Source organism: Nocardia sp. NPDC059236, from assembly GCF_042754085.1.
Lineage (GTDB): Bacteria > Actinomycetota > Actinomycetes > Mycobacteriales > Mycobacteriaceae > Nocardia.
On record NZ_JBHZAF010000001.1, the window covers coordinates 855,845 to 875,668 of the forward strand.

Below are 19,824 nucleotides of genomic sequence, written 5' to 3' on the forward strand. Positions count from 1 at the left end.
GCGCGGGTTCGCCCGATGTGCTCGCGAGTTGCCGATCGGCACCCACACTTGCCATTGATACCCCGGGGGGTATAGTCGTGACATACCCCAGGGGGTATGGAAGGAAGTCAGATGCGAAGTACCACAGTCGGCGTCGCCGACGCTTCTCCGATCACGACCGCCCCCGGCGGTCTGCTGGGCCGCCTCGGGGCCCGCATGGCCGATCACGCCCGCTGGGTGTTCGGCTTCTGGTTGATCCTGTCGGTCGCCCTCGGTGCGGCCGCGCCCACGGTGTTCGACTCGCTCGCGGGGGCGGGCTGGCAGGCCAATGGATCAGAGTCCGTGCGGGTCCGCGAACTCGCGCAAGAGCACTTCGGTGGCAACTCGGCCGCGGCGGTGCAGGTGGTGATCCATTCGGACACCGCGACCATGGACGGTCCGCAGGCGCAACGCCTGGTGGGGGATCTCACCGGAATCCTGCAGGCCGACAGCCGATTCGGCGCGATCGTCGCACCCGTGCCGGGACAGTCGGTCAGCCGCGACGGCCACACCGGCATCCTGCTGGCGGGCGCGAATGCGAACACCGACGAGATGGTCGCCGCGGTCACCGACGTCGGCCCGAAACTGCAGGCCCTCTCATCCGACGGCTTCGAGATCTATCCGACCGGCGCCTCGGCGCTGTGGAGCGACTTCAACAAGGCCAATCACGAGGCCATGATGAAGGCCGAGATGTTCTCGTGGCCGGTCACATTGGCGATCATGGTGCTGGCCTTCGGCTCGCTGGTGGCGGCCGGACTGCCGCTGCTGCTGACGCTCACCGGCCTCGTCGCCTCGGCGGGCGGTCTGGTGTTGCTGAACCATGTCACGCCGATCTCGGTGTGGGCCATGAACTTCGCCATGATGTTCGCGCTGGCGCTGGGTATCGACTACGCGTTGTTCCTGGTCTCCCGCTTCCGCGACGCTGTTCGCGGTGACACGCCACCGCGCACCGCCGTCGCCGTCACCATGGCGACCGCCGGCAAGGCGGTGCTGCTCTCGGGCCTGACCGTGCTGGTGAGCCTGTCGGCCGTGCTCGTGGTGCCCGCGCCCGCGGTGCGGACCATGGCGGTCGGCATCATGTTCGCGGTCTCGTTCGTGCTGCTGGCGACGCTGACCCTGCTGCCTGCCGTGCTCGGCGCGCTGGGCCGGCGCGTGAACGCGGGCTCGCTGCCGTACGTGGCCCGGCAGCAGCATCGTTCGCCGGTCTTCGCGAAGTGGGGACAACTGCTGCACCGCCACCCGTGGCCGTTCGCCATCGGCTCCCTGCTGGTGCTGATCGCGCTCGCGATTCCGGTGACGAGCCTGAAGGTGGCCATGCCGTCCATCCAGGTGGTGCCCGCGGACGCGTCCGTGCGACAGGGCTACGAGCTGGTCCAGCGCGAATTCGGCCCGGGTGCGCCCGGCATGCTGCAAATCGTGGCCCCCGCCTCCGACGGCGCGGACGTGCAGCGAATCGCGGCCTCGGACAATCGGATCGCGATGGTCACCCCGCCGCAGCCCGCCGCCGACGACAGCGGCCTGGTCATGCTCCAGGCGACCCCGACGGTCGACCCCTCGGATCCGGCCATGGGCGATATCGTCCATTCGCTGCGCGCCGCGCTCCCCGCGGGTGCGCTGGTCGGCGGCGCGGTCGCCGAGAACCTGGACCTCCAGCAGGCCCTGAACGACTACCTGCCCCTGGTGGTCGGCATCATCCTGGTGCTGGGCTTCCTGCTCCTGCTGGTCGCCCTGCGCGCCCCGCTGATCGCCCTGCTCGGAGCGGGTGTGAGCCTGCTGTCGACCGCGGCGGCGTTCGGTGTGGCGAAGCTGGTCTTCCAGGACGGCCACGGCGCGGGCCTGCTCGGTTTCACGCCGCAGGGCTTCCTGGACGGCTGGGGTCCGGTGTTCTTCTTCGCCATGATCTTCGCCATCGCCATGGACTACACGGTCTTCCTGCTGGCCACGGCGAAGGAGCACTACGAGCGCTCGGGTGATCCGGAGGTGGCCCACATCGACGGCATCGCCCACTCGGGCCGGGTGATCGCGGCCGCGGCGGCGGTCATGGTGGCGGTGTTCTTCACCTTCGCCCTGGCCGATCCGCTGCCGCCGAAGGAGATGGGCATCATTCTCGGTGTCGCCGTCCTGCTGGACGCCGTGCTGATCCGCCTGATCCTGCTGCCGGTGCTGCTGCGCCTGACCGGGCACGCCGCCTGGTGGTCGCCGCGCTGGCTGCGCAGGGTGCTGCCGGACATCAGCTTCGCGCACTGACGGGTGGGGTCGTGGGAAAGGGTGAGCCCTCTCTCATGACCCTCCCATACCCCTAGGGGTATACTGAAGTCATCGGACTCAGGGAAGGAAACCCCCAATGATCGGCGACGAAGACAGCATCGCACTGGTCCTCAACCGGCTACGCCGCGCGCACGGACAGCTTGCGGGCGTCATCTCCATGATCGAGCAGGGCCGCGACTGCAAGGACGTGGTCACCCAGCTCGCCGCGGTCTCTCGCGCTCTCGACCGCGCCGGATTCAAGATCGTCGCCACCGGTCTGCGGGACTGCCTGACCGGGGAGCGGGCCGAGAACTCCGAGCCGATGACAGTCGAGGAACTGGAAAAACTCTTCCTGGCGCTGGCCTGAAGCTCTTCCGGGCGATCCCTGCCGAGCGATCGCCCAGCGCCGGGAGCGAAAGGAATTCAAGATGATCGCGATCCGCCACTGGTCCATCGACCGCATCGTGCCGGGCCTGGCCGGCACCGTGGTGCTGCTCAGCCTTGCGCTGGTGCTCGCGTTCTCTCCCTGGTGGCTGCTGCTGACCGCCCTGGTGGCGGCCAACCTGGTGCTCTTCGGGGTCGTCGGCTGGTGTCCGATGACCTTGCTCCTGCAACGCCTGGGCGTGCCCCGAACCGGCAGCCCCGCAACGGAAAGGAATTCGTGATGACCCTCGCACTCTCGGCCACCCTGCGCACCGATTTCGCCGACGCGGTGCAACGTACCCGGAAGGCCCTGTCCGAGCAGGGCTTCGGCGTGCTCACCGAGATCGACGTGACCGCGACCATGAAGCAGAAGCTGGACGCGGACATGGAGGACTACCTCATCCTGGGCGCGTGCAATCCGTCGCTGGCGCACACCGCGCTCGGTGTGGACCGTCAGATCGGCCTGCTGCTGCCGTGCAATGTGGTTGTGCGCGCGGATCGTTCGGACGCCGGCACGATGATCGTGGAGGCCATGAATCCGGAGGTGATGGTGCAGGTCGCGGGCGATCCGGCGCTGCAAGAGGTCGCCGACTGCGCCACGGAGATGCTGAGCGCGGCCATCGCGGCGCTCAGTTGATCCACTGCCCGAACACGATTCGCGCTGCCCCTGTCGGACCCCGCTCATACTCTGGATGAATGGTGTCCGATTCGAAACGGCGGATCGAGGTGGCTGCGGCCGGGCTGCTCGCCCGGCACGGCTATCACGGATTCGGGCTGAAGAAGTTGAGCGAGGCGGCGGGGCTGCCGTATGGGTCGATCTACCACCACTTCCCGGGTGGCAAGGAGGAGATCGCGGTCTCGGCCATCACCGGCACGGGCGTGCTGGTGGGGCGCATGATCCGGCAGGCCCCCGGCGATGTGTTCGGCACCGCGGCAACGCTGTTCGACTTCATGGCCACCAAACTGGCCGAGACCGACTGGGCCGCGGGCTGCCCGGTCGGGACCCCCGCCCTGGACGGCGGCAGTGATGTCGACGCCGTGCGCACCGCGTGCGTGTCGGCCTTCGAGGCGATGACACACGGTTTCGCAGAACTGCTCACCGAGCTGGGCCTGGCGCCGGGGGAGGCGCGTGATCTGGCCACCACGGTGGTCGCGGCCTATGAGGGCGCGACCGTCCTGGCCCGGGTGCGCCGCACCGATGAGCCGCTGCAGACGGTTTCGGTGGCCATGGCCCGGTTGATCCGGCTGAGTCTCGCGGAAGTCGCTGCTGCCGAGGCGAATTCATCCTAGGGGGTTGACTGGAAAGAACGTTCTAGCGACGATCGATCCATGAAGCGACTCGTGCTCGACGGCCCGCACGCACTGCGCTGGGAAGACGCCGCCGAACCCACCCTCGATGCCCCTGATCAGGCCCTGGTCCGCCCGATCGCCGTGGCCACCTGCGATATCGACCCCGCGATCCTGCAGGGCCGGTTCCCACTGGCGGGCCCCTACCCCTTCGGCCACGAGGGGGTGGCGGAGGTGGTGGCCGTCGGCGACGACGTCACCACCGTCCGCCCTGGCGACAGGGTGGTGGTCCCGTTCCAGATCTCCTGTGGCGCCTGCGATTCCTGCCGCCGCGGCCATACCGGCAACTGCACCACCCACCCGTTCATGTCCAGCTACGGCCTCGGCCCGATGGGCGGGCTGAGCTGGGGCGGGCTGTGGTCGGACCTGGTCGCCGTCCCGCACGCCGACGCCATGCTGGTCCCGCTGCCCGCCGGAGTGGATCCGGCGGCGGTCGCCAGTGCCAGCGACAATATCGCCGACGCCTACCGATCGGTCGCTCCGCAGCTCGCCGCCCGCCCCGGCGCCGAAGTTCTGGTCCTGAGCGGTCCGGCCGCACCGTCCATCGGCCTGTATGCGGCCGGTCTCGCGGTGGCGCTCGGCTGCGCCCGGGCCGTCTACCTCGACACCGACCCCGAAAGGCTCGCCATCGCAGCCGAACTCGGCGCGGAGCCCGTCGAGGGCAGGCCGACCGACCGGGTCGGCCGGTTCCCGGTCACCGTCGAAGCCGCGGGCGGCTCCACAGCCCTGGTGGCCGCCATCCGTGCCACGGCCAATGATGGCTTCTGCACCAGCGTCAGCGTCCAGACCCAGGATGTCGCCCTGCCCATGCTCGAAATGTATTCGCGCTGCTGCACTTTCCACACCGGCCGGGCGCACGCTCGCCCGTCGATCCCGCACATTCTGGATCTGGTGGCGGCCGGGCGTTTCGATCCGAGTGTGGTGACCACCCGCACCGTGGCCTGGGAGGATTCGATCGACGCGCTGCTCGAGGCGCCGGTCAAACTCGTCGCTACGCGCTGAAGCCGGATACCGAGAGTGGTAGTCGCGCCAGCGTTTCCGCGTCGGCGAGCACGTCGATCCGGACGATGCGCTCGCCCTCGACGGTGAACGCCATGACCGCCGGTGGCTCGTCGCGGCCGGCCACCAGTGCTCCCGGCCGCCCGTCGACCAGGACCATCGCCGAGAAGTCGGCGCGCGCCGCGAACCCGGCCGCCCGCCGCGCCACGATCGGCGCTCCCCGTGCGGTGACCGGCACCGGCCCCGGTGCGGCGGTCCGCGGACACCGTCACGTCGGCCGAACGTCACGGTGTCATGACTACACAAACCATCGTCACACGAAAAGCTCTCGACCGCTCAGTGCTCTATTGGACCGCCACCGTGCTGGTCGCGGCGGAACTGGTGGTCGGCGGCTGGTGGGACATCACCCGCTACTCGCAGGCCCGCGACACCATCGTGCACCTGGGCTATCCGACCTACTTCCTGGTCCTGCTGGGCGTCTGGAAGCTGCTCGGCGCACTCGCGCTCCTGATGCCGGGATTTCCCCTGGTCAAGGAGTGGGCCTACGCGGGCGTCGTCTTCGTCGACAGCGGCGGCATCGTCTCGCACCTGACGGTCGGCTATGCCCGTGGCGAGGTGGCCGTGCTCGCGCTGCTGCTCGTGCTCACGGTCGTCTCGTGGGCGACGCGCCCGGCCGGGCGGAAGGTCCGGGACCAGCTGATAGGTTTCCGGCGGAATCTCCCGTAGAACACCGCGTTCCCGTTCGACCCGATCGATCCGAAAGCGAGTGCTCGATGCAGGTGGCGATCGCCCTGTTCACCCGTGACCTGCGGGTGCACGACAATCCGGTGCTGGCGGCGGCCGCCACGGGCGGGGCGGTGGTGCCGCTGTTCGTGCTGGACCCCGGGATCATCGAGCGAAACCCGGTCGCGCCCAACCGGCTCCGCTTCCTGACGGCGGCGCTCGCGGACCTCGACGCCGAATTGCGCGGGCTCGGCACACCATTGGTGATCCGCCGGGGCCCGGTCGCCGACGAGGTGGCCCGGGTGATCGCCGAAACCGGCGCGACGAGTGTGCAGGTGGCCGCCGATGTCAGCCGGTACAGCCGAAACCGTGAGCGGGAGTTGCGCGTTCGCGCGGGCGAGTCGGGATGCCGGCTGGTGGCCCATCCCGCGTCGGTGACCGTGGTCGACCCGTCGGAGCTGCGTCCGGCCACCGGCCGCGACCATTTCGCGGTCTTCACACCGTATTTCCGTCGCTGGCTCGACACCCCGCTGCGGCCGCAGGCCCCCCGGCCACGACAACTCGCGGGTCCGGACATCGGCGGCGAGCCGGTGCCCACCTATGCGGATCTGTGCGCAGAGCCGACCTCCCCGCACCTGTCGGTGGGTGGCGAGCGCACCGGCCGGAAACTGTTGCGCGACTGGCTCTCCGGGCCAGTGGACCACTACCACACCGACAGCGACATGCTGGCCGGCGCCACCTCCGGCCTCTCGCCCTACCTCCACTTCGGCTGTCTCTCCCCGGTCGAGGTGGTCCGCCGCACCGATCTCGCCACCCCCGGCGGCGAGGCCTTCGCCCGTCAGCTGGCCTGGCGCGATTTCCACCACCAGATCCTCGCGGCCCGGCCGGACCTCGCCCACACCGACTTCCGCCCGCGCCCCACCGCCCCCCGCGACGACCCGCACGCCTTCGCGGCCTGGCGGGACGGACGCACCGGCTACCCGGTCATCGACGCAGCCATGCGGCAACTGCTGGCCGAGGGCTGGATGCCCGGTCGCGCCAGGCTGCTGGTCGCGAGCTTCCTCACCAAGTCACTGGGTGTGGACTGGCGCCTCGGCGCGGCGCACTTCCTGACCTGGCTGGTCGACGGCGATATCGCCAACAATCAGATGAACTGGCAGTGGGCCGCGGGCACGGGCACCGACACCCGCCCGAACCGGGTCCTCAACCCCATCCGCCAGGCCGAGCGGTTCGATCCCGACGGCGAGTACGTCCGTCGCTGGCTCCCCGAGCTCGCGCATCTTCCCGGTGCGCGCATCCACAAGCCTTGGCGCGCAACACCTCCCGTGCCCGGCTACCCGGCTCCGCTGGTGGAGTTCAACGGCATGTGACCGCCGGCCCGATTCGCGATATGGCAACAATGCAGCAATCCTGACTGCCCGATTTCGGTAGAGTGCGTCGGTGGCCTCCGGTCATGCTCGGTCTCGACACTGCGAACGGAGCGATCATGGGTCGGAATTCGGTCGCCAGCCAGTTGGTCTACGCCCTCGTCGTCGCCGGGGTCCAACGGGTGTACGGACTGGTGGGGGACAGTTTGAACCCCTTCGTCGACGCGGTGCGCCGGACCGAGGGCATCGACTGGGTGCATTGCCACAACGAGGAGAGCGCCGCCTTCGCGGCCGGCGCGGAATCGGTGCTCACCGGTCGGCTCGCGGTCTGCGCGGCCAGTTGCGGACCCGGCAACACCCACCTGATCCAGGGGCTCTACGACGCACATCGCAATGGCGCCTCGGTGCTGGCTATCGCCTCGCACATTCCCAGCCGTGAGATCGGCACCGGCTTCTTCCAGGAAACCCACCCCGAGCGACTCTTCGTGGAGTGCAGCCACTTCTGTGAAATGGTCGGCACCCCCGAGCAGATGCCGCGGCTCGCCTACATCGCCATGCAGACCGCACTCGGCCGGCACGGCGTCTCGGTGCTGGTGGTCCCCGGTGACGTGCTCAGCGCGGAGGCCGAGAACCGCGGCTGGCAGTCGGATCTGGTGTCCGAAGCGCCGACCGTGGTCCCGCCCGCCGCCCAGGTGGACCGCCTCGCGGAGGCCCTCAATGACGCCGACACAGTGGCCCTGTTCGCGGGCGCGGGCGTGCGCGGCGCACACGCCCAGGTCATGAGCCTGGCCGAGCGGCTGCACGCCCCGATCGGCCACGCGCTCGGCGGCAAGGAGTGGATCCAGTTCGACAACCCGTACGACGTCGGCATGAGCGGCCTGCTCGGCTACGGCGCCGCCTATGAGGCGACCAACGAAGCCGACCTGCTCTTGTTGCTCGGCACCGACTTCCCCTACGACACCTTCCTGCCGCAGAACGGCCGGATCGCCCAGATCGACCGCGACCCGTCCCGCATCGGGCGCCGCGCCGCGGTCGATATCGCCGTCAATGGCGACGTGGCCGCCACCATCGACGCCGTGCTGCCGCTGCTGCACCAGAATCCGAGCCGCGCCTTCCTCGACGACATGCTCCGCCGGCACGCCTCCGCGCTGGAGAACGTGGTGGACGCCTACACCCGCGATATCGACCACCACACGCCCATCCACCCCGAGTATGTCGCCTCGCTCATCGACGAAATCGCCGACGACGACGCGGTTTTCACCGTCGACACCGGCATGTGCAATGTCTGGGCGGCGCGGTACATCACCCCGAACGGCCGCCGCCGCATCGTCGGCTCGTGGCGGCACGGCACCATGGCCAACGCCGTCCCGCACGCCATCGGCGCCCAGACGGCCTACCCGGGTAGGCAGGTGATCTCGCTGTCGGGAGACGGCGGTCTGGCCATGCTCATGGGTGAGCTGCTCACCGTCTGGCGGCACCGGCTGCCGGTGAAGATCGTGGTGTTCAACAACTCCACACTCGGCATGGTGAAGCTGGAGATGCTCGTCGACGGCATGCCCGACTTCGGCACCGATCAGGAGCCGGTGAACTACGCCGATATCGCGGCGGCCGTGGGCATTCCGTCGTTGCGGGTGACCGACCCGGCCGAGGCGCGGGCCGTGCTGGCCAAGGCGTTCGCCGAGCCCGGGCCGATGCTGGTGGACGTGGTCACCGACCCCAATGCCCTGTCCCTCCCGCCCCGGATCGACGCCGCGCAGGTCAAGGGTTTCGCCCTGGCCGCGGGCAAGATCGTGCTGGCCGGCGGCGTCGGCCGCATGCTCGACATGGCCCGCAGCAACCTGCGCAATATCTCGCGCCTGTAGCGGGTCGCGAATTCCGCTGCTGGACCCCGGCGGAAACCGGTCGGCCTGCTTCTGGAAGAAATAGGGGCATGGCTGTTCGACCGATCCTCATCGCCGGTGACCCCAGACTGTCCACCCCGGCCGTGCCCGTCACCGAATTCGACGCGGAGCTGGCCGCTTTCGTCGAGGACCTGTTCGAGACGAACACCGCGGCCCGGGGCGCGGGCCTGGCGGCCAATCAGATCGGCGATCCCCGTGCGGTTTTCGTGTACGACCTGATGACCGCCGACGGCCGCCGGCGCGGGTACGTCATCAATCCGAGCATCGAGACCTCCGAGATCCCGGAGACCATGCCCCACCCCGATGATGACTCCGAGGGCTGCCTCTCGGTGCCCGGCGAGTGGTTCCCGACCGGGCGCGCCGACTGGGCCGAGGTATCGGGCGTCGACATCCACAACCAGCCGGTCATCGTCTCCGGCACCGGCTACCTGGCCCGCTGCCTGCAGCACGAGACCGACCACCTGCTCGGCCATCTGTACCTGGACCGCCTCATCGGCCGCAATCAGCGCGCCGCCAAGAAGATGATCAAGGCGAACGGCTGGACCGAAGCGGGCCGCTCCTGGTTGCCCGGCCAGGACGCCGACCCGTTCCACGACTAGGTCCCGGTCTCCCTACCGGGCGAATGCATCGGCCTCGACACCAGGGGCGATCCCGGTGATCGCCGACAGCGCGAATCCGGCCAGGGCGGCGAGGAATACGCGCGCGGCCGAGGGCGCGGGCCGGATGGCCGGCGAGGGTGAGCAGGGCAGCGCAGGCGACGACGTAGCGACTCACCACCCAGGCGATCAGGGTGAAATTGGCGAGGCCGATCCGCCGGGCCGCGAAGACCATTCGGCCGCGCCGAATCGAACCCTGTTGCGCCGCAGGAGTAAATAGGGGCTCGCGGTCGGGGGGGGCCCGTCACTACGGTCGGGCGGGCAATCGAAACCCGGGACCATGGGGGGTGCGCATGCCGTTGCCGGCCATCGATCAGGCGGCGGCCGCGAATCAGGCTGCGCCGCAGCGGCACTCGATTCCCCTGGTTGTGGTGTGGCCGGTAGCGGTGCTGGGTGCGCTGGCCGGGGTGTATTGGCTCCACCTGGCGATCGTGGCACCGCGGATGGCGCTGCACCTGGTCGATCTCGATGCCTATCGGATTGCGGCGGACCGGGTGGTGCACGGTGTCTCGGTGTACGACACACCGCTGCACGGCCATACGCGCGGGGTCTGGGAGTTCGTCTACACCCCGTTCGCGGCGCTGCTGTTCGTGCCCCTGGCGGCACTGCACGGAGCGGCGTTCACCTGGGTGGGCGGGCTCGCGAATTTCCTCATGCTCACCGGATCGGTGTGGGCAGCCCTGTCGGTGCTGGGCTATCGCCGCGACCGTCGCATGCTGATCGTGGGACCGACCGCTGCCGGGCTGCTGCTGTTGTGCGAGCCGATCCGCGAGACCATGGCGTTCGGCCAGGTCAACATGTTGCTGCTGCTCCTCGTCCTGGCCGATATGGCCTTGCCCGATTCGTCACGCGCGAAAGGCGTACTGACCGGCATCGCGGCCGGCATCAAGCTGACTCCGGCGTTCTTCATTCTCTACCTGCTGGTGGCCCGGCGATTCCGGGCCGCCGCCACCGCGACCGGCGCTCTGGTGACCACGATGGTGATCGGTCTGGCTGTGCTGCCGAAGGATTCACTGACCTTCTGGAGCGGCGGGTTCGCCGACCCCTCCCGCGTCGGCGCCCCCGAGAACCCGGACAACGAATCGCTGCGCGGCATGCTCGCCCGCTCGCTGGGTTCGGGTGGCGGCATCCAATTGCTGTGGCTCGCAGCAGCTCTCGTCATCACCGCCGTCTGCCTTGTGCTGGCCCGCCGTCTCTCCGGAACCGGCCGCGAACTTCCCGCCGTGGTCCTGTGCGGCCTGACCAGCACCGTCGTCTCCCCGTACAGCTGGATCCACCACTGGGTCTGGCTCGCGCCCCTGCTGATCTACCTGGCCCACCTGGCGAATCGCCACCGCTCCGTCCCCACCGTCGCGGGCCTGCTCGCCGTCTTCCTCGTCTGTTCAGGCGGTATGTTCATCCTGTTCGGCGTCCACCGCGAGAGTGTCTTCGACTTCCCGAACCGGGGCCCTTTCGCCCTCTTCGACCACAATGCCTTTATCTGACTCGCCCTGGTCCTGTTCGCTGTCACCGCCGTCGCTCTCCGGCGAAATACTCCGGCGGAGAGCGACGGGTCGGCATAGAGGTCGGCCGATGTCGTTCAGCGCGTGACGGATTCGCGTGCTTCCATCGCAGCGCCGGTCAGCTCGATCGAGCGCACCCGGTCGTCGATGTTCTGGGCGTGATGCGCCGTGATGAGTTCGTCGGCCTGGATGCCGACCGCGAAATCCTCCAGGTACGCCACGACGTCTGCGGGTGTGCCGACGGCCGTGTACGTGGTCATCCTGGCCAGGTGACGGCCATTGGGCGAGGCCAGGAAGGCGTCGATCTCCTCGTCGGAGAAGTCCATGCCCGCCGCGCCGCGCTTGATGAACGCGCGGGTGCGCGCCCGGTAGGAGATGGTCTTCTGCTCCTCGGCCTGCGCGCGATCCTCGGCCGCGAACACATTGACCCCGGCCATGACATACGGCTCGGCCAGTTGCTCGGAGGGCCGGAACCGGTCGCGGTATTCGCGGACGGCCTCGTGCAGCGAGTCGGGCGCGAAGTGCGAGGCGAAGGCGTAGGGCAGGCCCAGGTGTGCGGCCAGCTGCGCGCCGAACAGCGACGACCCCAGAATGTAGAGCGGCACAACGCCTTCCGCGCGCGGGACCGCCTGAATGCCCGGAATCCGCGAGTTCCCGGTCAGGTACCCCTGCAACTCCAGCACGTCCTGCGGGAAGGTGTCCGCCGAGGACGGGTTACGCCGCAGCGCCCGCATGGTTTCCTGATCGCTGCCCGGCGCGCGACCCAGTCCCAGGTCGATGCGACCCGGGTACAGCGATTCGAGGGTGCCGAACTGCTCGGCGATCACCAGCGGCGAGTGGTTCGGGAGCATGATTCCGCCCGCGCCGAGCCGGATGGTCTCGGTATGCCCGGCCACGTGGCCGATGAGCACGCTGGTCGCGCTGGACGCGATCGACTTCATATTGTGGTGCTCGGCATACCAGACCCGCCGGTACCCGCTGCGTTCCGCCGCCTGCGCCAGCGCGACGCTGTTCCGGAAGCTGTCACGCGCGGTCTGACCGGGCGCGATCACCGCCAGGTCGAGGAGGGACAGTGCGACGGGCATGCTGGCACCGGCTTTCGTGGATGTCGTTGTCTGGACGGCAGGCGCTGTAGCACCCGCACCCAGTGATAATTCGATTGGCATCGAACTTATGCCCGCGCCTCCTCGAGCGGCCATCGGGCGACCGGTCGGCTACCGGAATTTCTCCACGTGCTCCGCGGCCCAGTCCCGGACATCCCGTGCCGGCCGCCCGGTGAGGTCGGCCACCGTCGTCGTGACCAGATCCGAGCGTGGCCGGAATTCGGCCATCGACAGCAGTGATTCGATCAGCCGTGCCGGCAGTCCGGCCCCGGTCATCGACTCTCGCGCCGCCTCCAGCGGCAGCGCCTCGAACCGCAGCGAACGACCCAGCACCTCGCCGATCGCCGCGACCTGATCCGCTCGCCCGACCACCCGCGGCCCGGTCACCAGGTATTTCCGCCAGGTGTGCGAGTGGTCGGTGAGCAGTCGCGCCGCCACGGCCGCGATATCGCCCTCGTGCACCACCGCGCTCGGCGCGACCTCGGTCCCGCGCACCACGTCACCGGCGCGAATCTGCCCCGCCCAGCCCAGCGCGTTGGAGGCGAGGGTGTCCGCGCGCAGCACGGTCCACGGCAGCCCCGAGGCCTCGATGAGCCCCTCCATCTCGGCATGCAACTGCGGAATCAGATCCGATTGCGGCCCCTGGTCGTTCACCGTCGTGGACGACAGATAGACGACGCGCTGGGCATGCCCGGCGAGCACCTTCAGCACCTGCGCCGCGCCCTCCGTCCCATGGAACGGCCACACCAGGAACACCGAGTCGACCCCGTCCGCGGCCGCGGCCAGCGATTCCGGCTCGGCCAGGTCCCCGCGCACCACCTCGACTCCCGGCGGCAGGGCGGCGGTCTCCAGATCGCGAGCCAGCGCTCGTGTCCGGACCCCTGCCGCGACCAGTTGGGCAACTACCTGCCGGCCGACGTTTCCCGTCGCACCCACCACGAGCACACTGTTCACGTCTTCGGAAACCCGCCGTGACCGGGCCGAATTTCCGAAATGCCGGGATATATATGGTGGCTCGGATCACACCCGACCCCATCGCCCCAGGTCGCGAAGATCAGGTCAGGTGACCCTTACTGGAACAAGGGATGGAATTCCGTCACACTGATGTTGTGAAAACCGTGGGTTTGCGGAACGCGGAACAGGCCGGGCACCAAAACGACGGTGCCCGGTCCGTTGTCGTGCCCGTGCCGGCGGGTGAGGGTCATACCCGGGAAGCCGTCATCAAGCTGCTGCTGGAGGAGGGCCCGATCACCGCGACCGCCATCGGCGAACGCCTGGGCCTGAGCCCGGCGGGCGTGCGCCGGCACCTGGACGCGCTCATCGAATCGGGCGAGGCCCGCGCGATGCGGTCGGCACCGTGGCAGCAGAAGGGGCGTGGTCGTCCCGCCAAGCAGTTCCAGTTGACGGCCACCGGCCGTGGCCGCCTGGGGCATGCCTACGATGACCTCGCCGGAGCCGCCATGCGGCAGCTGCGGGAGATCGGCGGAGAGCAGGCCATCACCGAGTTCGCGCGCCAGCGGGTGGCGACCATCGTGTCCGGGGTCGGCGCGCTCGCCGAGCACACCCCGGCCGAGACCGAGGCCAAGGCGGAGGAGATCGCGGACGCGTTCACCGACGCCGGATTCGCGGCCTCGACCCGGAAGGTCGGTGCGGGCGTGCAGATCTGCCAGCACCACTGCCCGGTCTCGCATGTCGCCGAGGAGTTCCCGGAGCTGTGCGCGGCCGAGCTCGAAGCCTTCCGGGAGATTCTCGGTACGCACGTGCAGCGCCTGGCGACCATCGCCAATGGCGACTGCGCCTGCACCACGCACGTCCCGCTCGTCGCAGTGCCCCCCATATCGAATACCGCCCAAAAGAATTCCGCATCGACCCCCGTTGCACAGCCCGCAACGACTTCTACAGATGACTCCGGAAGGAGTGCCGAATGACGACGACCACCGACCAGGTGCAGCCGCTGTCCCAGGAAGAGACCATCGCGTCCCTGGGCACGTACGAGTACGGCTGGGCCGACAAGGATGTCGCCGGTGCCAGTGCCAAGCGCGGCCTGTCCGAGGACGTCGTACGCGACATCTCGGCGAAGAAGGACGAGCCCGAATGGATGCTCGACTTCCGCCTCAAGGCACTGCGCATCTTCGACAAGAAGCCCATGCCGAGCTGGGGCTCCAACCTCGGGGGCATCGACTTCGACAACATCAAGTACTTCGTGCGCTCGAGCGAGAAGCAGGCCGCGTCCTGGGAAGAGCTGCCCGAGGACATCAAGAACACCTACGACAAGCTGGGCATCCCGGAGGCGGAGAAGCAGCGGCTGGTCGCGGGTGTCGCCGCGCAGTACGAGTCCGAGGTCGTCTACCACTCCATCCGTGAGGACCTGGAGAAGCAGGGCGTCATCTTCCTCGACACCGACACCGGTCTCAGGGAGCACCCGGAGATCTTCCAGAAGTACTTCGGCTCGGTCATTCCGTCGGGTGACAACAAGTTCTCCGCGCTGAATTCGGCGGTGTGGTCGGGTGGCTCGTTCATCTACGTGCCGCCGGGCGTGCACGTGGACATCCCGCTGCAGGCGTACTTCCGCATCAACACCGAGAACATGGGTCAGTTCGAGCGGACGCTGATCATCGTCGACGAGGACGCCTACGTCCACTACGTCGAGGGTTGCACCGCGCCGATCTACTCCTCGGATTCGCTGCACTCCGCGGTGGTCGAGATCATCGTGAAGAAGGGCGGCCGCTGCCGCTACACCACCATCCAGAACTGGTCGAACAACGTCTACAACCTGGTGACCAAGCGCGCCAAGGCCGAGGCGGGCGCGACCATGGAGTGGGTCGACGGCAATATCGGCTCCAAGGTGACCATGAAGTACCCGGCCGTGTGGATGACCGGTGAGTACGCCAAGGGTGAGGTGCTCTCCATCGCGTTCGCCGGTCCGGACCAGCACCAGGACACCGGCGCGAAGATGCTGCACCTGGCGCCGCACACCTCCTCGACCATCATCTCCAAGTCGGTGGCGCGCGGCGGCGGTCGTGCCTCCTACCGCGGTCTGGTTCAGGTGAACAAGGGTGCGCACGGCTCGAAGTCGACCGTGAAGTGCGATGCGCTGCTGGTGGACAACGTCTCTCGCTCCGACACCTACCCCTACGTCGACATCCGCGAGGACGACGTGACCATGGGCCACGAGGCCACGGTGTCGAAGGTGTCCGAGGACCAGCTGTTCTACCTGATGAGCCGCGGCCTCACCGAGGACGAGGCCATGGCCATGATCGTGCGCGGCTTCGTCGAGCCGATCGCCAAGGAGCTCCCGATGGAGTACGCCCTGGAGCTGAACCGCCTGATCGAACTGCAGATGGAAGGAGCCGTCGGCTGATGACGGTCGAGAATGTTGCCGTTGCCACCGAGGGCCGTGTGCCGGCGATCAACAAGGGTGAGGTTTTTGCGTCCTTCGACGTGAACGCCTTCGAAGTGCCGTCCGCGCATGACGAGGTCTGGCGCTTCACCCCGTTGCGTCGCCTGCGTGGCCTGCACGACGGCACCGCCGTTCGCGACGGCCGGGCCGTCGTCGAGGCGAACGCTGTCGAGGGCGTGACGGTGGAGACCGTCGGCCGTGACGACGCTCGCCTCGGTGTCGCCGGTACCCCCACAGATCGCGTTGCCGCGCAGGCATACTCGGGTTTCGAGCACGCGACCATCGTGTCGATCGGCGCGGAAACCGAAGTGGCCGAACCGGTCGTCGTCACCATCACCGGTCCGGGTGAGGGCAAGACCGCCTACGGGCACACCCAGATCCGACTGGGCAACTTCGCCCACGCGAACGTGGTCGTCGATCAGCGCGGCAGCGGAACCTACGCGGAGAACATGGAATTCGTGCTCGGCGACAGCGCCAAGCTGAATGTCACCGTCATCCAGGACTGGGCCGACGACGCCGTGCACGCGACCGCGCACCACGCCAAGCTGGGGCGGGACGCCACCCTGCGGCACGCCAATGTCACCCTCGGTGGCGATCTGGTGCGCCTGACCGCGACTGTCCGCTACGACGGTCCGGGCGGCGACGCCGAGCTGCTCGGCGTGTACTTCGCCGATGACGGCCAGCACTTCGAACAGCGCCTGCTGATCGATCACGGGGTGCCCCACTGCAAGTCGAACGTGCTGTACAAGGGTGCGCTGCAGGGCGATCCGTCCTCCGGCAAGCCGGACGCGCGCACCGTGTGGGTGGGCGACGTGCTCATCCGCGCGGCGGCCGAGGGCACCGACACCTACGAGGCCAACCGCAACCTGGTGCTCACCGATGGTGCGCGCGCCGACTCGGTGCCGAACCTGGAGATCGAGACCGGCGAGATCGTCGGCGCCGGACATGCTTCGGCCACTGGGCGTTTCGATGACGAGCAGCTGTTCTACCTGCGCTCGCGCGGTATCAGCGAGGAGGCGGCGCGGCGTCTGGTCGTGCGCGGCTTCTTCTTCGAGATCATTCAGAAGATCGCGGTCCCCGAGGTCCGGGCGCGGCTCGAGGCGGCCATCGAGGCCGAGCTCGCCGCTGTCGGCGCCTGACACCAACTTCCCATCCCCGCAAAGGAATTCGAATTCGATGACCACCCTGGAAATCAAGGACCTGCACGTCGAGGTCGCCAACCCGGACCAGAACGCCGAGCCCATCAAGATCCTCAAGGGCGTCAACCTGACCGTGAAGTCGGGTGAGACCCACGCGATCATGGGCCCCAACGGCTCCGGCAAGTCGACCCTGTCCTACGCCATCGCCGGGCACCCCAAGTACACCGTCACCCAGGGCACCATCACCCTCGACGGCGAGAACGTGCTGGAGATGTCGGTCGACGAGCGTGCGCGGGCGGGCCTGTTCCTGGCCATGCAGTACCCCGTCGAGGTCCCGGGTGTCTCGGTCTCGAACTTCCTGCGCACCGCCGTCACCGCCGTCCGCGGCGAGGCCCCCAAGCTGCGCACCTGGGTGAAGGAAGTCAAGGACGGCATGTCCGAGCTGGACATCGATCCGGCCTTCGGCGAGCGCTCGGTCAACGAGGGTTTCTCCGGCGGTGAGAAGAAGCGCCAGGAGATCCTGCAGCTGGGCCTGCTCAAGCCGAAGATCGCCATCCTCGACGAGACCGACTCGGGTCTGGACGTGGACGCGCTGCGGATTGTTTCCGAGGGTGTGAACCGTTACAAGGAGCGGGAGACCGGCGGCATCCTGCTGATCACCCACTACACCCGCATCCTGCGCTACATCCAGCCCGACTTCGTTCACGTGTTCGTGAACGGCCGCATCGTGGCCGAGGGCGGCTCCGAGCTGGCCGAGGAACTCGACGCCAACGGCTACGTGCGCTTCACCTCATCCGCGGCGAGCCGCGAATCAGATTCTGTCGTAGGAGCCTAAATGACCAGCACCGTGGGGACTCTCGACATCGCCAGGATCCGGGCCGACTTCCCGATCCTGAGCCGGACCGTGCGCGACGGAAAACCGTTGGCGTACTTGGATTCCGGTGCGACGTCGCAACGTCCGCTGCAGGTGCTCGACGCCGAGCGGGAATTCCTGCTCGAACACAACGCGGCCGTGCATCGCAGCGCGCACCAGCTCGCCGAGGAGGCCAATGAGGCCTACGAGGCGGCGCGTGCGGCGATCGCGGCGTTCGTCGGCGTCGGCGCGGACGAGATCTTGTACACCAAGAACGCGACCGAGTCGCTGAACGTGGTGGCCTACGCCTTCTCCGACGACCGATTCCCGTACCGCGTCGGGCCCGGCGACGAGATCGTCATCACCGAGCTCGAACATCACGCGAATCTCGTGCCGTGGCAGGAGCTCGCGCGCCGGACCGGTGCGACGCTGAAGTGGTACGGCATCACCGACGAGGGTCGCATCGACCTGGACTCGCTGGAGCTGTCGCCCGCCACCAAGGTGGTCGCCTTCACCCACCAGTCGAACGTGACCGGCGCGGTCGCCGATGTCGCCGAATTGGTGCGCCGCGCAAAGGAAGTCGGCGCGATCGTGGTGCTGGACGCCTGCCAGTCGGTGCCGCACATGCCGGTGGACTTCAAGGCGCTGGGCGTCGACTTCGCCGCCTTCTCCGGTCACAAGATGCTGGGCCCCTCGGGTGTCGGCATCCTGTACGGCCGCCGTGAGCTGCTCGAGGACACCCCGCCGTTCATCACCGGTGGTTCCATGATCGAGACCGTGTACATGGATCATTCGACCTTCGCCCCGCCGCCGCTGCGGTTCGAGGCGGGCTCGCAGATGATCTCGCAGGTCGTCGGATTGGGCGCGGCTGTCCGGTATCTGAGCGAAGTCGGCATGGAAGCCGTTGCGGCGCACGAGCACTCGCTCATCAGCGCGGCACTGGAGGGCCTGGGCGAGATCGACGGCGTCCGCATCATCGGCCCGACCGAGAACGTGAACCGCGGCGGCGCGGTGTCGTTCCTGGTGGACGGTGTTCACGCCCACGACGTCGGCCAGATCCTCGACGACCAGGGCGTCGCCGTCCGCGTGGGTCACCACTGCGCGTGGCCGCTGCACCGGCACTTCGGTATCGCCGCGACCGCGCGGGCCTCGTTCGCGGTGTACAACACCCTCGACGAGGTCGATCAGCTGGTGGCCGCGGTGCGGAAGGCCCAGAGCTTCTTCGGAGTTGCATAGAACATGCGCATGGAGCAGATGTACCAGGAAGTCATCCTGGACCACTACAAGCACCCGCACCACCGAGGGCTGCGCGAGCCCTTCGGCGCCGAGGTGCACCACGTCAACCCCACCTGCGGTGACGAGGTGACGCTGCGTGTGCACATCGACGACGACGGCGACGTCAAGGACGTGTCCTACGACGGCCAGGGTTGCTCGATCAGCCAGGCGTCCACCTCGGTGCTCACCGACCAGGTCATCGGCCTGCCGGTGCAGCAGGCGCTGAAGGTGGTCGAGGCGTTCGACGAGATGGTCACCAGCCGCGGCACCGTCGAGGGCGACGAAGAGGTGATCGGCGACGGCATCGCGTTCGTCGGCGTCGCCAAGTACCCCGCCCGCGTGAAGTGCGCGCTGCTGGGCTGGATGGCGTTCAAGGATGCCGTGGTACGGATAGCCTCGGCCGAGGAAGCCAAGAAGACGATGGGCAACGGGGAGTAGAGATGAGCGAAACCGACCAGCAGGCCAAGGAATTCACCCCCGAGGAGATCCAGCACCTCGAGGACATGGAGGAGGCGATGCGCGACGTCGTCGACCCCGAGCTCGGCATCAATGTCGTCGACCTCGGCCTGGTCTACGGCATGGCCTTCGAGGACGGCATCGCCAAACTCGACATGACCTTGACCTCCCCGGCCTGCCCGCTGACCGACGTCATCGAAGACCAGTCCCGCAACGCCCTCGTGCGGTCCGGCCTGGCCGAAGACCTCCAGATCAACTGGGTCTGGATGCCCCCGTGGGGCCCCGACAAGATCACCGACGACGGCCGCGAACAGCTGCGCGCCCTCGGGTTCACGGTCTAACGGGACCACAATCCGCCGACGATGCGGGCCGATCCGATACGGATCGGCCCGCATCGTTGTTTTCGGCTCGAGTC

At 68.3% G+C, this 19,824-nt stretch carries 22 protein-coding genes; 19 read left to right on the top strand and 3 right to left on the bottom strand.

What is annotated here, in order from left to right:
• Positions 1-111: 111 nt before the first annotated feature.
• From ACFXIV_RS04590 to ACFXIV_RS04615, 6 genes are all read left to right on the top strand, one after another.
• Positions 112-2,265 (top strand): MMPL family transporter, encoded by a 2,154-nt coding sequence (locus ACFXIV_RS04590; protein WP_379401896.1) that lies wholly within the window; start codon positions 112-114, stop codon positions 2,263-2,265.
• A gap of 97 nt (positions 2,266-2,362) precedes the next feature.
• The gene (locus tag ACFXIV_RS04595) at positions 2,363-2,632 is read left to right on the top strand and encodes a metal-sensitive transcriptional regulator (protein WP_354846695.1); all 270 of its coding nucleotides are present in this window, start codon (positions 2,363-2,365) and stop codon (positions 2,630-2,632) included.
• Between the two features lie 61 nt (positions 2,633-2,693).
• Complete coding sequence (locus ACFXIV_RS04600) at positions 2,694-2,930, top strand: DUF2892 domain-containing protein (RefSeq protein WP_379401897.1); 237 nt, start codon at positions 2,694-2,696, stop codon at positions 2,928-2,930.
• Entirely contained in the window at positions 2,930-3,325 is a 396-nt protein-coding gene (locus tag ACFXIV_RS04605; RefSeq protein ID WP_379401898.1) for a DUF302 domain-containing protein, read from the top strand. Before ACFXIV_RS04600 ends, ACFXIV_RS04605 begins: the two co-directional genes overlap by 1 nt.
• Positions 3,326-3,384: 59 nt before the next feature.
• Positions 3,385-3,978, top strand: coding sequence for a TetR/AcrR family transcriptional regulator (locus ACFXIV_RS04610; RefSeq protein ID WP_379401899.1), 594 nt, complete (start codon positions 3,385-3,387; stop codon positions 3,976-3,978).
• 39 nt (positions 3,979-4,017) lie between these two features.
• Complete coding sequence (locus ACFXIV_RS04615; RefSeq protein WP_379401900.1) at positions 4,018-5,037, top strand: zinc-binding dehydrogenase; 1,020 nt, start codon at positions 4,018-4,020, stop codon at positions 5,035-5,037.
• On the opposite strand, the gene ACFXIV_RS04620 is transcribed toward ACFXIV_RS04615, so the two are convergent.
• On the bottom strand, positions 5,027-5,242 hold the full coding sequence (locus ACFXIV_RS04620; RefSeq protein ID WP_379401901.1) for a hypothetical protein: 216 nt from the start codon (positions 5,240-5,242) through the stop codon (positions 5,027-5,029). The genes ACFXIV_RS04615 and ACFXIV_RS04620 overlap by 11 nt on opposite strands.
• A gap of 86 nt (positions 5,243-5,328) precedes the next feature.
• Here ACFXIV_RS04620 and ACFXIV_RS04625 point away from each other — a divergent pair, with 86 nt between their 5' ends.
• From ACFXIV_RS04625 to ACFXIV_RS04650, 6 genes are all read left to right on the top strand, one after another.
• Positions 5,329-5,760: a DoxX family protein gene (locus tag ACFXIV_RS04625; protein ID WP_379401902.1), complete on the top strand. Its 432-nt coding sequence runs from the start codon at positions 5,329-5,331 to the stop codon at positions 5,758-5,760.
• A gap of 47 nt (positions 5,761-5,807) precedes the next feature.
• Positions 5,808-7,127, top strand: coding sequence for a cryptochrome/photolyase family protein (locus tag ACFXIV_RS04630; RefSeq protein ID WP_379401903.1), 1,320 nt, complete (start codon positions 5,808-5,810; stop codon positions 7,125-7,127).
• Between the two features lie 116 nt (positions 7,128-7,243).
• Positions 7,244-8,986, top strand: coding sequence for a pyruvate dehydrogenase (locus tag ACFXIV_RS04635; protein ID WP_379401904.1), 1,743 nt, complete (start codon positions 7,244-7,246; stop codon positions 8,984-8,986).
• A gap of 68 nt (positions 8,987-9,054) precedes the next feature.
• Positions 9,055-9,624, top strand: coding sequence for a peptide deformylase (locus tag ACFXIV_RS04640; RefSeq protein ID WP_379401905.1), 570 nt, complete (start codon positions 9,055-9,057; stop codon positions 9,622-9,624).
• Positions 9,625-9,679: 55 nt separating this feature from the next.
• Positions 9,680-9,901: a hypothetical protein gene (locus ACFXIV_RS04645; RefSeq protein ID WP_379401906.1), complete on the top strand. Its 222-nt coding sequence runs from the start codon at positions 9,680-9,682 to the stop codon at positions 9,899-9,901.
• A 73-nt stretch (positions 9,902-9,974) separates the two neighbouring features.
• Positions 9,975-11,165, top strand: a complete 1,191-nt coding sequence (locus ACFXIV_RS04650) for a glycosyltransferase 87 family protein (RefSeq protein ID WP_379401907.1) — start codon at positions 9,975-9,977, stop codon at positions 11,163-11,165.
• Between the two features lie 95 nt (positions 11,166-11,260).
• Here the strand turns inward: ACFXIV_RS04650 and ACFXIV_RS04655 are convergent, their stop codons facing one another.
• Together ACFXIV_RS04655 and ACFXIV_RS04660 are read right to left on the bottom strand one after the other, a co-directional pair.
• Entirely contained in the window at positions 11,261-12,268 is a 1,008-nt protein-coding gene (locus ACFXIV_RS04655; RefSeq protein WP_379401908.1) for an LLM class flavin-dependent oxidoreductase, read from the bottom strand.
• Between the two features lie 129 nt (positions 12,269-12,397).
• Entirely contained in the window at positions 12,398-13,240 is an 843-nt protein-coding gene (locus ACFXIV_RS04660; protein WP_379401910.1) for an NAD(P)H-binding protein, read from the bottom strand.
• A gap of 131 nt (positions 13,241-13,371) precedes the next feature.
• Here ACFXIV_RS04660 and ACFXIV_RS04665 point away from each other — a divergent pair, with 131 nt between their 5' ends.
• Genes ACFXIV_RS04665 through ACFXIV_RS04695 form a run of 7 tightly spaced genes read left to right on the top strand, consistent with a single transcriptional unit; the run spans position 13,372 to position 19,750 of the window.
• Positions 13,372-14,214 (top strand): helix-turn-helix transcriptional regulator, encoded by an 843-nt coding sequence (locus tag ACFXIV_RS04665; RefSeq protein ID WP_379390558.1) that lies wholly within the window; start codon positions 13,372-13,374, stop codon positions 14,212-14,214.
• Positions 14,211-15,647 carry a Fe-S cluster assembly protein SufB gene (gene sufB / locus ACFXIV_RS04670; RefSeq protein WP_354846731.1) on the top strand — a complete coding sequence of 479 codons (1,437 nt, stop codon included), beginning with the start codon at positions 14,211-14,213 and terminating at the stop codon, positions 15,645-15,647. Before ACFXIV_RS04665 ends, sufB begins: the two co-directional genes overlap by 4 nt.
• On the top strand, positions 15,647-16,825 hold the full coding sequence (sufD, locus tag ACFXIV_RS04675; protein WP_379401911.1) for a Fe-S cluster assembly protein SufD: 1,179 nt from the start codon (positions 15,647-15,649) through the stop codon (positions 16,823-16,825). The genes sufB and sufD overlap by 1 nt, the downstream gene beginning before the upstream one ends.
• 37 nt (positions 16,826-16,862) lie before the next feature.
• Complete coding sequence (sufC, locus tag ACFXIV_RS04680) at positions 16,863-17,660, top strand: Fe-S cluster assembly ATPase SufC (RefSeq protein ID WP_379401912.1); 798 nt, start codon at positions 16,863-16,865, stop codon at positions 17,658-17,660.
• Positions 17,661-18,914, top strand: coding sequence for a cysteine desulfurase (locus tag ACFXIV_RS04685; protein WP_379401913.1), 1,254 nt, complete (start codon positions 17,661-17,663; stop codon positions 18,912-18,914). It abuts the gene before it with no gap.
• 3 nt (positions 18,915-18,917) lie between these two features.
• Positions 18,918-19,391: a Fe-S cluster assembly sulfur transfer protein SufU gene (sufU, locus tag ACFXIV_RS04690; protein WP_379401914.1), complete on the top strand. Its 474-nt coding sequence runs from the start codon at positions 18,918-18,920 to the stop codon at positions 19,389-19,391.
• A 2-nt stretch (positions 19,392-19,393) separates the two neighbouring features.
• Positions 19,394-19,750 carry a metal-sulfur cluster assembly factor gene (locus ACFXIV_RS04695; protein ID WP_379401915.1) on the top strand — a complete coding sequence of 119 codons (357 nt, stop codon included), beginning with the start codon at positions 19,394-19,396 and terminating at the stop codon, positions 19,748-19,750.
• Positions 19,751-19,824 lie beyond the last annotated feature (74 nt).